This window comes from Glycomyces niveus (assembly GCF_017592475.1).
Lineage (GTDB): Bacteria > Actinomycetota > Actinomycetes > Mycobacteriales > Micromonosporaceae > Glycomyces > Glycomyces niveus.
Genome location: NZ_JAGFNP010000003.1, coordinates 155,410 through 169,543, shown reverse-complemented (window position 1 = coordinate 169,543; position 14,134 = coordinate 155,410). Strand labels below are relative to the sequence as shown.

The window sequence follows — 14,134 nt, the reverse complement described above, 5'->3', positions numbered from 1 at the left end:
ACGACCCTATCGGGGAACCGGACCGGCGTGGGGCACGTACATCGTGCGCGCGGCGCGGCGGGCTCCCGCCGCGAGGCGCACCCGGGGGCCGTTGGTGGGGTGGAACTTCGCTGCGGCGGCCTCGACCGGGAGGAAGTCGTAGGCCTCGATCTCGTTCTCCTGCAGGCGGATCAGATCAGGTTCGGCGACCGTGCCGCAGTCGAAGACGTAGATGGTCATCGGGGCGGAGACGAACCCGTGGTCGGGGACGTAGTCGAGCACGAGCAGGTCGCCCACGGGGAGGTCGATGCCGATCTCCTCCTTGACCTCGCGCGCGCAGGCCTCGTGGGGCGCCTCGCCGTGGTCCACCATGCCGCCGACGAACTGCCACTCCTCGCGGTAGGTCGGCTTGACGACGAGGATTCGGCCTGCGGGGTCGGTCGCGAAGGCGCACACCACCGCGTAGGAGGTCGCGAAGCCGTCGAGGAGCGATTGCGGGAGTCCGGTCATGCGGCGACGCTACCGGTTTCCGCGCCGCGGTTGGGAACGCGTTTGCCGGTGCGGCGGGCGGTCCGTAGCATCCTGGGCATGACGCTCGTGATGATCGACCTGGACAACACGCTCATCGACCGCGACGGGGCCTTTCGGCTCGGTGTAACGGAGTTCCTTGCGGCGCATCGGCTCCCGGCCGAGGACGTCGACTGGGTGATGGGCGTCGACGCGTCCGGGTACGCCACCCGCTCGACCGTCGCGCAGGCGATCATCGAGCGGTACCCGGTGGGGCTCGAAGAGGGCGAGGTCATCGCCTTCCTTCGCCGCGGCGCCCGCGAGCGCGCGCGGATCGAACCGTCGACCGCCGAAGCGCTGCGCGAGGTCCGCGCAGCCGGGCACCAGGTCGTCATCGTCACCAATGGCGCGGTGCCGCAGCAGACCGGGAAGGTCGTCGCCGCCGGGCTGGACCAGTTGGTCGACGCGACCGTGGTGAGCGAAGGCGTCGGCTCCCGGAAGCCCGAACCCGGGATCTTCCATGCGGCCGCCGCAGCGGTCGGCGCCTCGCTCGACGGTGCCTCGCTCAACCGTGCCTGGATGATCGGCGACCGCGACGACGCCGACATCCTCGGCGCCCACCGCCTCGGCCTCCGCAGCGTCTGGCTCCACCTCGGCCGCGACTGGGCTCAAACCGAATACGCGCCCACCCACATCGCCGGCTCGGTCGCCGAAGCCATCAAGCACGCTGCGAACTCGTAAGCCGCCCGCGACCGCCGAGAGCAGGTCGATCGCGGCCCGCGAAGGATCGTCGCCGTAGGCGGGCGGGTACGCCTCCGCCATGCGCCGGCCCGGATCAGCGCCGGTCATGCTTCGGCGGACTTCTCCTCGATCGCTTCGATCTCGGCGGGGTCGGTGGCGGCGGCGGTCTCTTCTGCCGGTGCGGCCTCGGCTGCCGCCGGGGCGGGCTCCGGTTCCGGTTCTTCCTTGGCGGGCATCGGGAGCGACTGCGAGAGGCGCAGGCTCTGCTGCAGGAGCTCCCAGCCGAGGGGGAGCGCGACGGCGTCGGGGAGGTCGAGGTCGAATCCGAGGTCGTCGGCGAGACCGCCCTGCTTGGCGAGTTTGACGACGACCGGGTGGGCCGAGCGGTTCGGCGCGTAGCACCACTTGGGGGCGGCGAGGCCGTAGTCGCGGGCGATCATCATGGCGGCGATGGCGGCCGGGCCGTCGATCAGGATCGCGGTGGAGCGGGTGGCGGCGGTGAAGATCGCGGCGGCCATCGCGCCGAGCTGTGCCCCGCCGAGGCGCGAGACGAGCGCTTCGGGGCTGCGCTTGAAGCCGCGGTTGAACGCGAGGTGGTTGCGCAGGGCGGCGATGCGGCCCATCCAGGCGCTGTCGGAGACCGTGCCGCCGGGGGCGCGCAGCTGCGGCTGGTAGGTGGTGATGTCGTCCTTCGCGATGAACGAGCAGACGGCGACGGAGGCGGTCGCGGCGCCCGCGCCGAGGCCCGCGATGAGGAGGAGGTCCGCGCCGGCGTCGATCGCGCGGTCGGCGGACTCGCGGCCGAGGCGCAGGGCCTCGTTCAGCTCGGTCTCGTCGAGGAGGGGGCCTTCGGCGCCCTCGCTCGGGGGTGTGCGGACGACCGTGACGGGCAGACCGGCGCGCGAGGCCTGCTCGGCGAGCGCGCCTTCGCCCTTCTCCAGGGCGGCGGCCTGCTCTTCGACGGGGGCGTAGTCGCCGGCGTCCCAGCCGGGCGGGTACTCGCCTGCGAACAGCAGCATCTGCGGCGACGCGAACGGTTCGGGCGCCTCGGTGGCCTGCATGCGCGCGGCCCAGCCGACGGCGGGCTGGAGGCGGCCGAGGCCGGCTCCTTCGATGAGGGCGTCCTGGAGCCGCGCGTTGGCGCGCGTGGTCCACACCCCGTTGGGGAACTTCGCTTTCAGGTCGGCGAGGGGCCCGGCATCGGTCGTCTCAGTCACGGCATAAGGCTAGCGCGGGAGCCGTGGGGCACAATTGCCTAGTGACCACCATCGACTTCGCCAAGGGACACGGCACGGGGAACGACTTCGTGATCGTGCCCGACCTCCAGGACGCCCTCCCGCTGAAGGACGCCCAGGTGGCCCTGTTGTGCGACCGCCGGTTCGGGATCGGCGGCGACGGGCTGCTGCGCGTCGCGCCCTCGGAGGACCCGGCGGCCGAGTGGTTCATGGACTACCGCAATGCCGACGGCTCGATCGCCGAGATGTGCGGCAACGGCGTGCGCGTCTTCGTGCGCTACCTGCTCGAGAAGGGCCTCGCTGAGGGGCCGGCGGTCGCCGTGGCGACGCGGGCCGGGATCAAGACCGTGCACGTCGAGGGCGATGAGCTGCGGGTGGACATGGGTTCGGCCGCGTTCGGGCCGACCTCGCAGGCTTCGGTCGAGGGGTTCACGTGGCCCGGCCAGGCCGTGTCGATGGGCAACCCGCACCTGGTGTGCCACCTCGGCGACGACGCGGAGCTGGAGGCGCTGGAGCTGTACCACCAGCCGCGCTACGACACGGGAGTGTTCCCGCACGGCGTGAACGTGGAGTTCGTGGTCGGGACGGCGCCGCATGTGCGGATGCGCGTCCACGAGCGCGGTGTCGGCGAGACGGCCTCCTGCGGCACCGGCGCCTGCGCCGTCGGCGCGGTGGCGCTGCGGCACGCGGGCCAGGGGACCGGCGTGTGCAAAGTGGACGTCCCGGGCGGGACGCTCACCATCACGGTCACCGACGAGACCCTGTTCCTCACCGGCCCCGCCGTGATCGTCGCCGAGGGCACCTTCCGCGTTTAGCGCCAAGGCGAACGCCGCTAGGCGGACCTGGTGAAATGTGAATGTGAGGCGTGTCAGGGATACCGTCCACAAACCCGCACCCTCCCAAGAGGGGCTGTCGCCATCATGGCGGCCGGGTACGACAAAACGCCCCGGAAACCAGTGGTCTCCGGGGCGTTAATCGCGTCACGATTCCGGCGCGAGGCGTATCGGGTTCAGCGCATGACCTGCTTCACCGCGGCCGCCACTGCCGGGGCCACGTTGGGGTCGAAGACGCTCGGAACGATGTAGGTCGCGTTGACCTTCTCCTCGCCGACGCAGTCGGCGATGGCCGTCGCCGCCGCCAAGGCCGCGTCGTCGTTCCAGTCGCGCGCCTGCGCGTCGAGCAGCCCCCGGAAGACACCGGGGAACGCCAGCACGTTGTTGATCTGGTTCGGCTGGTCCGAGCGCCCGGTCGCCACGATCGCCGCGTACCGCGCCGCCTCAGTCGGGCTGATCTCCGGGTCCGGGTTCGCCAGCGCGAACACGATCGGGTCCTTCGCCATCTTCGCCACGTCGGAACCCTTGAGGATGTTCGGCGCGCTCACGCCGATGAACACGTCAGAGCCCTCGACCGCGCCCGAGAGGTCGCCGCTGTAGTTCGTCTTGTTGAAGTGCTCGCCGAGCCACTTCCAGGTCTCGTTCTCGCACTCCATGCCCGAGTGCAGCGCCCCGTCCCGGTCCACCGGGATGATGTCGCCGATCCCGGCCTTCTCGAGCAGCCGCATGATCGCCGTCCCGGCCGCGCCGCAGCCCACCACGGTCGCCCGCACGTCCGCGAACTCCTTGCCCACCACGCGCAGCGCGTTGGTGAGCGCCGCGAGCACCACGATCGCGGTGCCGTGCTGGTCGTCGTGGAACACCGGGATGTCCAGCCGCTCGCGCAGCCGCGCCTCGATCTCGAAGCAGCGCGGCGCGGCGATGTCCTCGAGGTTGATGCCGCCGTACGTGGGCGCGAGCGCCGCCACGATGTTGACGATCTCGTCCGTGTCCTGCGTGTCCAGGCACACCGGCCACGCGTCGACGTCGCCGAACTTCTTGAACAGCGCCGCCTTGCCCTCCATGACCGGCATCGCCGCGGCAGGGCCGATGTTGCCCAGGCCGAGCACCGCCGACCCGTCGGTCACGACCGCGACCGTGTTGCGCTTGATGGTGAGCCGCCGGGCGTCGTCGGGGTTCTCCGCGATCGCCATGCACACCCGGGCCACACCGGGCGTGTACGCCATCGACAGGTCGTCGCGGTTGCGCAGCGGCACCTTGGGGGTGACCTCGATCTTGCCGCCGAGGTGGACGAGGAAGGTCCGGTCGGAGACCTTCTTCACATCGAAGTCCGGCATGGCCTCGAGGATGTTCGTGACCTGCTCGGCGTGCGCGGCGTCGGAGGTGTCGCACGTGAGGTCGACGGTCATGCGCTTGTTGTCGGAGGCGACCACGTCGAGGGCGGTGACGATCGCGCCGGCCTGCCCTACGACGGTGGCGAGGCGTCCCGCCGCGCCCGGGTCGGCCGAGAGGGCCAGCCGGACCGTGATCGAGAACCCGGCACTGGGAAGACGCGCAGCAGTCATGCCACTCCTAATCGGTCACCACGTCGTGGACGCAAGGGTCGGTACACCTGAATCATGCCACCGCGCGCGCCCGGCCCGCCCGCGCCCGGGCCCGGCGTGACGGCTCCGACCAGCACTGATGTCCGCGCAGGTCCGAATCATGGAACAACCGGGCCGATGAACATTAAGAACAATTCTCCGACCGGGTCCGGCGGGCCGCGGCGAGCGCGGGGCCATAATCACTCGATCTTGTCCCTCAGGCGTGTCAAGCTTGTGGTGATGCACGAAGAGCACATGAACTCCCAAGAAGACTTCCCGTCCACCGCCGCCCCCTCGACGGGCGAGCTGGACCTGGAAGCCCGCCAAGCGCTGAGGCGCGTCGCCGGGCTCGCCTCGACCGAACTCGAAGACGTCACCGACGCCGAGTACCGCCGCCTGCGCCTCGAACGCGTCGTCCTCGTCGGCGTCTGGACCGAAGGCACCATCGACGACGCCGAGAACTCCCTCGCCGAGCTCGCGCAGCTCGCCGAGACCGCCGGTTCCGAGGTCGTCGACGGCCTCATCCAGCGCCGCTCCAAGCCCGACGCCGGCACCTTCATCGGCTCCGGCAAGGTCCGCGAGGTCAAGGACACCGTCGAAGCGCTCGGCGCCGACACGGTCATCGCCGACGGCGAGCTGTCCCCGGGCCAGCTGATCGCCCTCGAGAAGGCCATCAACGTCAAGGTCATCGACCGCACCGCCCTGATCCTCGACATCTTCGCCCAGCACGCGAAGAGCGCCGAGGGCAAGGCCCAGGTCGAACTCGCCCAACTCCAATACCTGCTGCCGCGCCTGCGCGGCTGGGGCGACGCCATGAGCCGCCAGGGCGGCTCGAACGGCGGCGTCGGCCTCCGCGGCCCCGGTGAGACGAAGCTCGAGACCGACCGCCGGCGCATCCGCGCGAAGGTCGCCAAGCTCCGCCGCGAACTCGCGAAGCTCACCGTCACCCGCGAGACCAAGCGCGACTCCCGCACCCGCAACCGCGTGCCGGGCGTCGCCATCGCCGGTTACACCAACGCGGGCAAGTCGAGCCTGCTCAACGCCCTCACCGGCGCGGGCATCCTCGTCCAGGACGCCCTGTTCGCCACCCTCGACACCTCGACGCGGCGCTCCCGCACGAGCGAGGGCCGCGAGTACACCGTGACCGACACGGTCGGGTTCGTCCGGCATCTGCCGCACGCGCTCGTCGAGGCCTTCCGCTCCACTCTTGAGGAGGTCGCGGAAGCGGACCTCATCGTCCACGTCATCGACGGCTCGCACCCCGACCCGCTCGGCCAGGCTGAAGCGGTCCGCGAGGTGCTCGCCGAGGTCGGCGCCGAGGAGATCCCGGAACTCGTGGTCGTCAACAAGCTCGACCTGGTCGCGCCCGACGACGTCCTGCAGCTGCGCTCCGACTGGCCCGACGCGGTCTTCGTCTCCGCCCACTCCGGCGAAGGCATCGACAAGCTCCGCGCCGCCATCGAACAGGCTCTGCCGCAACCGCACACGACACTGACCGTCTGCATCCCGTACGTGCGGGGCGACCTGGTCTCGCGCCTGCGCTCTCGAGGCGAGGTCCTCTCGACCGAGCACCGCGGCGACGGCACCGTCGTCACGGCCCGCGTGGACGACGCGTTGGCCGGTGAATTGCGAGCGTTCGTCCTGGAAACCGACTGAATTCCAGTGGTATTGGACATGTCCTTCGGGGGGCGTGGCCGGTACACCCCGTGTTCTGGAACACTTGCCTGATGCGAGAGCGCCGTGTGGGCCGTCTGGCCCTGCCTGCGCGGATCGTCGCCGGGGCAGCCGGAGCGGCTGTCCTGGTCACGGCCGCGCCCCCCGTCTACGCCCAAGAAGAGGGCGGCGGGGAAGTGGTGTGCGACCTGCACGACCCGCGGCTGGCCAGCCCAGCCGGCATCGCGGCGGCCGCCGACGGTGTCGGCTGGTGGATCGTCTCCTCCGCTGACAACCAGGACAGCACGCTGTCGGTGATGCGGGTCGGCGATGACTGCAACCCGCGGGATGCCGACGAGGTCTTCATCGACCACCAGCCGCGCGATCCGCAGGCGCTGGCGCTCGACGCCAACGGCTTCCTGTGGGTGGGTGACACCGGCGGCGCGACGGACCGCGACTGGATCACGGTGAACCAGATCGAGGTGGACAACCTCGACAACAACGTGGCCTACCGCTACGTCTTCCCCGATGCGGCCGAAGAGGTCGAGGCGTTCCTGATCCCGGACTCCGGGGACAAGAAGCCGCTGTTCTTCTCCGCCTCGGACGGGCAGACCAACCTCTACTACCCGCCGGGCGAGAACCAGACCGAGAACACTCCCATGGACAGCGTCGGCACCGTCGAGCTCTCCGAGGGCGGTTCGGTGACCGGCGCGGCCATCAACGCGGACGGGTCGAAGGTCGCCTTGCGCACCGAGAGCGCCGTGTACGAGTGGACCGTCGACGGCGACGTGATCACGACGCTGACCGAGGGCACTCCGCAGGTCACGCCGATCGCCGATGAGGGCACCGCGCAGGGCATCGCCTACGACGCCGACGGCAACTTCATCACCCTCGCCTCCGCTGACGGCGACGGCACCGTCGGGACCCTCACCCGCTACACCCCGGCGGCTCCGGCCGCCGAGGAACCCGCCGCCAGTGACGAAGCCGCGGGCGGCGGTGCGGCCGAGGAAGGGCCGAGCCTGGTCGATCGCATCATCGACCTGGGTGTGGGCACGATCGTGAAGATCCTGGCCGCCATCGCGATTCTGGGCATGGCGGTGATGGTCTTCGGCATCATCATCATCCGCAAGTACCGCAAGCAGAACGAGGGCGAAGCCGGCGAGGACGACGCGGCGGAGCTCGGCTTCGCGCGCGAGGAGTCCTCGTTCGGGAACGACCGCGGCGGCGTCTACGACGACGACCCGATCGACCTCGGCCTCGACGCCGGCCAGCCCGACCCCGATCTCAGCCAGGTCGCGCGCGGCGGCACCGGCAGCGTCTACGGCGGCGCCCGCCCCGAGCCTTCGGGGAACGTCTACGGCGCGAGCCCGGCCCGGCCCGAGTCCACCGGCTCGGTCTACGGGGGCGCCCGCTCGGAACCGTCGGGGAACGTCTACGGCGCCAGTCCGGCCCGGCCCGAGTCCACCGGCTCGGTCTACGGCGGCGCGCGCCCCGCGACGCCGCCCGCCGGGCAGGGGAGCGTCTACGGCGCGGCCCGCGAGGAACCGCAGTACGGCGCGTTCGAGCGCGGCGGCCAGGGCAGCGTCTACGACAACGGTGGCGCGGGCCAGAACTTCGGGGCCGCCCCTCCGGAGCCCTCAGGGAACGTTTACGGCGCCCGGCCGACGACCCCGCCCGCTGGGCAGGGGAGTACGTACGGCGCGGCTCAGGGGAGCGTCTACGGGGCTGGGAACCAGCGTTCCGGCGAGCCGGAGGACGAGTTCTGGGGTCCGCCCGAGGGCGGCGGCGCGACGTACGGCCGAGGGCGCTAGAAGCACTCTCGAGGGCGGTTCGACAGTTGCTTGAACATGCTGCGGCGCCCGGAGCAGCGCGTCATGCACTGCTCCCGAGCGCTGCGGTGCGACCGCTGCCCGCAGGCGGCGGAGCTAGATCTTCCGGAGGACGGCCACGACGCGGCCGAGGATCTCGGCCTCTGAGGCGTCGATCGGTTCGTACAGGGAGTTGGCCGGGAGCAGCCACGGCTTGCCGTTCTTGCGCTTCCAGGTCTTGACCGTCGCCTCGCCGTCGATCATGGCGGCCACGATCTCGCCGTTCAGGGCGTCGGGCTGCTGGCGCACGACCACCCAGTCGCCGTCGGTGATGGCCGCTTCGACCATCGAGTCGCCCTTGACGCGCAGGAGGAAGTGCACGCCTTCGCCGACGAACTCGGCCGGCAGGGGCATGACGTCGTAGTCGCGCTCCTCGGCCAGGATCGGCTGCCCGGCGGCGATCTCGCCGACCATCGGCACGTAGCGCGGCCGCGGGTGCTGCGAGCAGGTCTGCACGCCGCCCGGGGTGGACTGGCGGACGCCGACCGCGCGCGGCCGACCGGCCAGGCGGTTGAGGTAGCCCTTCCGCTCGAGCTGCTTCATCTGGTAGGCGACGGACGAGGCCGAGGCGAGCCCGACTTCGGCGCCGATCTCCCGGACGCTCGGGGGGTATCCCTTGTTGTTGATGAACTCCTCGATGTACTCGAGGACTTGCTGCTGCCGACGCGTGAGCTTGCGCGTTTTCGGTCGGGCTGTTGTGGTCTCGCTAGCCACAGGAGGCTCCCGTTAGACAAATGGGACGGTATGTCTGATTCCGACAATGTAACTCAGGTGCTGTGTCAAGTCAAACATTCGTGCGACACCGGCGTGTCGCCGCGCTGCTTGGAATGTGTTTTGACCCAGGTTCACCCGTACGGGTGAACGATAGTCCTGCCAACGCTGGTTGACTGAGGCCCGCCCCGAACTCCACTCCGTGATCGACACCGCGTTCTGCGCTATCCTTGGCACAAGATCTTGTGGTTTGCTATATCGTCACTCACTAGGTGTTGGGGTTTCACCACCTGTCGGAACGGTGAGGGGCGGACTCTTCCTCCCAAGCACGGCCACTGGCGGAGCGGAACCCCAACCGGAATGTCGGACCGCTGCGAGACGATGGCCAGAGTAAGGAGACTAGCGAGATGCGTTGCCCGTACTGTCGCCATCCCGACAGCCGCGTAGTCGATTCCCGCGAGGCCGAGGACGGGAAGATCATCCGCCGCCGCCGGGTCTGCCAGCAGTGCGAGAAGCGCTTCACCACGGTCGAGGAATCGATCCTGGCGGTGGTCAAGCGCAGCGGCGCCACCGAGCCGTTCAGGCGCGGGAAGGTCGCCTCCGGCGTCCTCAAGGCCTGCCAGGGCCGCCCGGTCGACGCCGACGACGTGGCGAAGCTGGCCCAGGCCGTCGAAGACGAGATCCGCTCCAAGGGCGTGGCCGAGGTGCCCGCCCACGAAGTGGGCCTGGCCATCCTCAAGCCGCTCCGTCGCCTCGACGAGGTCGCGTACCTCCGCTTCGCCAGCGTCTACCAGGACTTCGAGTCCCTCGAGGACTTCGAGGCCGCCATCGCGCAGCTGCGCGAGGAGCACGCCGCTCGAAACAGCGCCACCGCCAATCCCTGAGCACCGCAAGCACACCCATCCGATTCCCATGACCAGGCATGAGCAGACAGGGGCGAGGAACATGCCGAAGACCACGAACGCCAGGACAGCAACGAAGAAGGCCGACGCAAAGGCACCCGAAGGCGGCCTCAAGGTCGAACGCGTCTTCACCACCCCGGGGGTGCACCCGTACGACGAAGTCGAATGGGAGTCCCGCGACGTCGTCATGACCAACTGGCGCGACGGCTCGATCAACTTCGAGCAGCGCGGCGTCGAGTTCCCCGAGTTCTGGAGCATCAACGCCACCCAGATCGTCACCTCGAAGTACTTCCGCGGCGCCCTCGGCACCCCGCAGCGCGAGCAGAGCCTCAAGCAGGTCATCGACCGCGTCGTGCAGACCTACCACGCCGCCGGCGACAAGAACGGCTACTTCGCGACCGCCGAGGACGCCCAGATCTTCGCCGACGAGCTCACCTGGCTCCTGCTCCACCAGTACTTCAGCTTCAACTCCCCGGTCTGGTTCAACGTCGGCACGGCCGCGCCGCAGCAGGTGAGCGCTTGCTTCTTGCTCAGCGTCGACGACACTATGGACTCCATCCTCAACTGGTACCGCGAGGAAGGCCTGATCTTCAAGGGCGGCTCCGGCGCGGGTGTGAACCTGTCGAAGATTCGCGCCTCCTCCGAGCTGCTCTCCAGCGGCGGCAACGCCTCCGGGCCCGTCAGCTTCATGCGCGGCGCGGACGCCTCGGCCGGAACGATCAAGTCCGGCGGCGCGACCCGCCGTGCCGCGAAGATGGTCATCCTCGACGTCGACCACCCCGACATCGAGGAGTTCATCGAGACGAAGGCCCGCGAGGAGGACAAGATCCGCGCCCTCCGCGACGCCGGCTTCGACGTCGACCTCGGCGGCAAGGACATCGTTTCCGTCCAGTATCAGAACGCCAACAACTCGGTGCGCGTCTCCGACGAGTTCATGCACGCCTTCGAGACGGGCGGCGACTTCGCCGTGACCGGACGCCTCGACGGCAAGGAGCTGGCACGCAAGGACGCCCGGAAGATCTTCCGGAAGCTCTCCGAGGCGGCGTGGGAGTGCGCCGACCCCGGCATCCAGTACGACGACACCATCAACGACTGGCACACGAACCCGAACACGGACCGCATCCGCACCTCGAACCCGTGCTTCCCGGCCGACCAGCGCGTCGTGACCGACAAGGGCCTCATCGCGATCGGCGACCTCGTGCGCCGCTCTGCTGAGGGCGAGACCTTCGCGGTCTTCACCAACGACGTCACCGCCGAGAACGACCCTGCCGACCGCGTCATCGCCACGAACCCGGTGCGGTACATGGTCACCGGCACCAACGAGATCGTCGAGCTCCGCTTCTCCGACGGCTCGCGCCTGCGCTGCACCCCGAACCACCGGGTCTGGACGCAGAACCGCAGCTGGGTCCACGCCGAAGAGCTGCAGCCCGAGGACCAGGTCGTCCGCTCCAACCAGTACGCGCCGCGCTCCGCCGCGACGACGCAGCTGCCGGAAGCGGCCGTCGCCGTCGCCGAGCGGGCCGATTCCGCTCTCCACCTGCCGCGCAAGTGGGACGACGAAGCCGACCTGGCGTACTTCACCGGCTGGCTCGTCGGCGACGGCTGCGTCACCGACGAGGGCGTTGTCACGGTCTACGGCACTGAAGCCGAGCAGCGCGAGCTGCTGCCGCGCCACCAGCGCCTCCTCGAACGACTGACCGGGCACATGAGCAAGCCCAGCGTCCAGCCGAACGGCACACATCAGCTGCGGTCGAAGCGTGCCGGCATGAGCGAGTTCTTCAAGGCGCTCGGGCTCTCCAGCGGGCGCGCGGCCGAGAAGGTATTCCCGTCGTCGATGCTGGAAGCCGACGAGGAGACGCTCACCGCCTTCCTCCAAGGCCTCTTCGACGCCGACGGCTGCGTCGTCGAGCTGCCGAACGGGACCCGCTATGTGGGGCTCGGCAGCAAGTCCGAGGAACTGCTCCTCGGCGTCCAAGAGACGCTGGGCTCGCTCGGCATCAGCGCCCGGATCTACCGCACGGAGACCAAGGACGCGAAGTTCCAGTACACGAAGAAGGACGGTACCGAGGTCGAGTACGCCTCCGAAGGCCCGTTCTTCGACCTGAGGATCTCCGGCCCGTCAATGGTCGAGTTCGCCGCGCTGATCAGCTTCGGCCTCGAAGGCAAGCGCGCCAAGCTCGCTTCGGTGCTCGACTTCAAGACCCGGTACGAGACCGACCGCACCGTGCGCCTCGTCAGCCGCGAGCGCGTCGGCTTCGAGACCACGTTCAACCTCACCGAGCCGCGCAACCACTCGTACATCGTAAACGGCGTCGTCGTCGCGAACTGCTCGGAGTACATGAGCATCGACGACTCCTCCTGCAACCTGGCGAGCCTCAACTTGATGAAGTTCCTGGGCGAGGACGGGTCGTTCGACGTCGAGATGTTCACCAGGACCGTTGAGTTCGTCTTCACTGCCATGGAGATCTCGATCTCCTTCGCGGACTTCCCGACCGAGGCCATCGGCCGCAACACCCGCGACTTCCGCCAGCTCGGCATCGGCTACTCGAACCTGGGCGCGTTGCTGATGGCTTCGGGCCACGCGTACGACTCCGATGACGGCCGCGCGCTTGCCGCGGCGATCACCGCGCTTATGACCGCGGTTTCGTACCGACGCTCCGCGGAGATCGCGGGCGTCGTCGGCCCGTACGCCGGCTATGCGATCAACGCTGAGCCGCACCAGCGGGTCATGCGCAAGCACGCCGAAGCTGCAGAGACCGTTCAGACGTTCGGCGATGTCGATGCGACGGTCATCGAGGCCGCCAAGGCCGAATGGGCGCGCGGCAACGAGCTCGGTGCGGTCAACGGCTGGCGCAACGCGCAGGCCAGTCTATTGGCTCCGACTGGCACAATCTCCTTCGCACTCGACTGCGACACAACGGGAATCGAGCCTGACCTCGCGCTCGTCAAGCACAAGAAGCTCGTCGGCGGCGGCTCGATGGAGATCGTCAACCAGACGGTGCCGCGCGCACTCGACTGCCTGGGCTACAACGTGGCCGACCGCGACGCGATCGTCGCGTACATCGCCGAGCACGGGCACGTCATCGGCGCTCCGGCGCTGCGCCAAGAGCACTACTCGGTGTTCGACTGCGCCATGGGCGAGCGGTCCATCGCGCCGATGGGCCACGTGCTCATGATGGCGGCAGTGCAGCCGTTCCTGTCCGGTGCCATCTCGAAGACCGTGAACCTGCCTGAGTCGGCCACCGTCGAAGACGTCGAAGAGGTCTACTACCAGGGCTGGAAGCTCGGCCTCAAGGCGCTCGCGATCTACCGCGACAACTGCAAGGTCGGGCAGCCGCTGTCCGCCAAGAAGAAGGAAGTCGAGCAGGCGGTCGAGGAGGCCGTGGAGAAGGCCATCGAGACGGTCGCGACCCACGGCCCGGTCCGCCGCAAGCTGCCGAAGAAGCGCCCGTCCCAGACGATCTCGTTCTCGGTCGGCGGCGCGGAGGGGTACATGACCTCCTCGTCCTACCCGGACGACGGCCTCGGCGAGGTCTTCCTCAAGATGTCGAAGCAGGGCTCGACCCTCGCGGGCGTCATGGACGCGCTGTCGGTGTCGATCTCGATCGCGCTGCAGTACGGTGTGCCGCTTGAGAAGTACGTCGAGAAGTTCACCAACATGCGCTTCGAGCCGGCGGGCATGACCGACGACCCGGACATCCGCATGGCCTCGTCGCTGGTGGACTACATCTTCCGCCGCCTGGCGCTGGACTACCTGCCGTACGAGGAGCGCGCCGCGCTCGGCATCCTCACCACCGCCGAGCGCACCGCCGAGCTGAACGGGGACGACCCCGCGAAGGTGCACGAGGTCGACCTCGACGCCCTGCGCGCGTCCGCCCCGATCGAGGAGGCCGTCGCCGAGCGGGTCCAGATCGAGTCGAAGAAGTCCCGCAAGGACCTCCTCCACTCGGCGCAGGCCCGGAGCGCCGACGCGCCGCTGTGCATGAACTGCGGCACCAAGATGCGCCCGGCCGGCTCCTGCTACGCCTGCGAGGGCTGCGGGGCCACGAGCGGTTGCAGCTAGCTCGCCGACAGTGAGGCGGGGCCGGGGGTTTCGACCCCCGGCCCCGCCGCTTTCCGTGC

The 14,134-nt window shown here is 69.4% G+C and carries 10 protein-coding genes; 6 read left to right on the top strand and 4 right to left on the bottom strand.

Annotation, left to right across the window (positions count from 1 at the left end):
- Positions 1-6: 6 nt before the first annotated feature.
- On the bottom strand, positions 7-489 hold the full coding sequence (locus J5V16_RS06525; RefSeq protein ID WP_208495277.1) for an NUDIX domain-containing protein: 483 nt from the start codon (positions 487-489) through the stop codon (positions 7-9).
- Positions 490-567: 78 nt separating this feature from the next.
- Between J5V16_RS06525 and J5V16_RS06520 the strand changes: the two genes are divergently transcribed.
- Positions 568-1,227: an HAD family hydrolase gene (locus J5V16_RS06520; protein WP_208495276.1), complete on the top strand. Its 660-nt coding sequence runs from the start codon at positions 568-570 to the stop codon at positions 1,225-1,227.
- A gap of 104 nt (positions 1,228-1,331) precedes the next feature.
- On the opposite strand, the gene J5V16_RS06515 is transcribed toward J5V16_RS06520, so the two are convergent.
- Entirely contained in the window at positions 1,332-2,444 is a 1,113-nt protein-coding gene (locus tag J5V16_RS06515) for a nicotinate-nucleotide--dimethylbenzimidazole phosphoribosyltransferase (RefSeq protein ID WP_208495275.1), read from the bottom strand.
- Positions 2,445-2,494: 50 nt separating this feature from the next.
- Here J5V16_RS06515 and dapF point away from each other — a divergent pair, with 50 nt between their 5' ends.
- A complete protein-coding gene (dapF, locus tag J5V16_RS06510; RefSeq protein ID WP_408612387.1) occupies positions 2,495-3,277 on the top strand; it encodes a diaminopimelate epimerase in 783 nt (260 codons plus the stop codon).
- Between the two features lie 194 nt (positions 3,278-3,471).
- Here the strand turns inward: dapF and J5V16_RS06505 are convergent, their stop codons facing one another.
- On the bottom strand, positions 3,472-4,860 hold the full coding sequence (locus J5V16_RS06505) for an NAD-dependent malic enzyme (protein ID WP_208495273.1): 1,389 nt from the start codon (positions 4,858-4,860) through the stop codon (positions 3,472-3,474).
- A 273-nt stretch (positions 4,861-5,133) separates the two neighbouring features.
- Between J5V16_RS06505 and hflX the strand changes: the two genes are divergently transcribed.
- On the top strand, positions 5,134-6,534 hold the full coding sequence (hflX, locus tag J5V16_RS06500) for a GTPase HflX (RefSeq protein WP_208495272.1): 1,401 nt from the start codon (positions 5,134-5,136) through the stop codon (positions 6,532-6,534).
- A 71-nt stretch (positions 6,535-6,605) separates the two neighbouring features.
- Positions 6,606-8,342: a hypothetical protein gene (locus J5V16_RS06495; protein ID WP_208495271.1), complete on the top strand. Its 1,737-nt coding sequence runs from the start codon at positions 6,606-6,608 to the stop codon at positions 8,340-8,342.
- A gap of 114 nt (positions 8,343-8,456) precedes the next feature.
- On the opposite strand, the gene lexA is transcribed toward J5V16_RS06495, so the two are convergent.
- On the bottom strand, positions 8,457-9,113 hold the full coding sequence (gene lexA, locus J5V16_RS06490) for a transcriptional repressor LexA (RefSeq protein WP_208495270.1): 657 nt from the start codon (positions 9,111-9,113) through the stop codon (positions 8,457-8,459).
- A 404-nt stretch (positions 9,114-9,517) separates the two neighbouring features.
- Here lexA and nrdR point away from each other — a divergent pair, with 404 nt between their 5' ends.
- On the top strand, positions 9,518-9,994 hold the full coding sequence (gene nrdR / locus J5V16_RS06485; protein ID WP_208495269.1) for a transcriptional regulator NrdR: 477 nt from the start codon (positions 9,518-9,520) through the stop codon (positions 9,992-9,994).
- Positions 9,995-10,055: 61 nt separating this feature from the next.
- On the top strand, positions 10,056-14,075 hold the full coding sequence (locus tag J5V16_RS06480; RefSeq protein WP_208495268.1) for a vitamin B12-dependent ribonucleotide reductase: 4,020 nt from the start codon (positions 10,056-10,058) through the stop codon (positions 14,073-14,075).
- Positions 14,076-14,134: the final 59 nt, after the last annotated feature.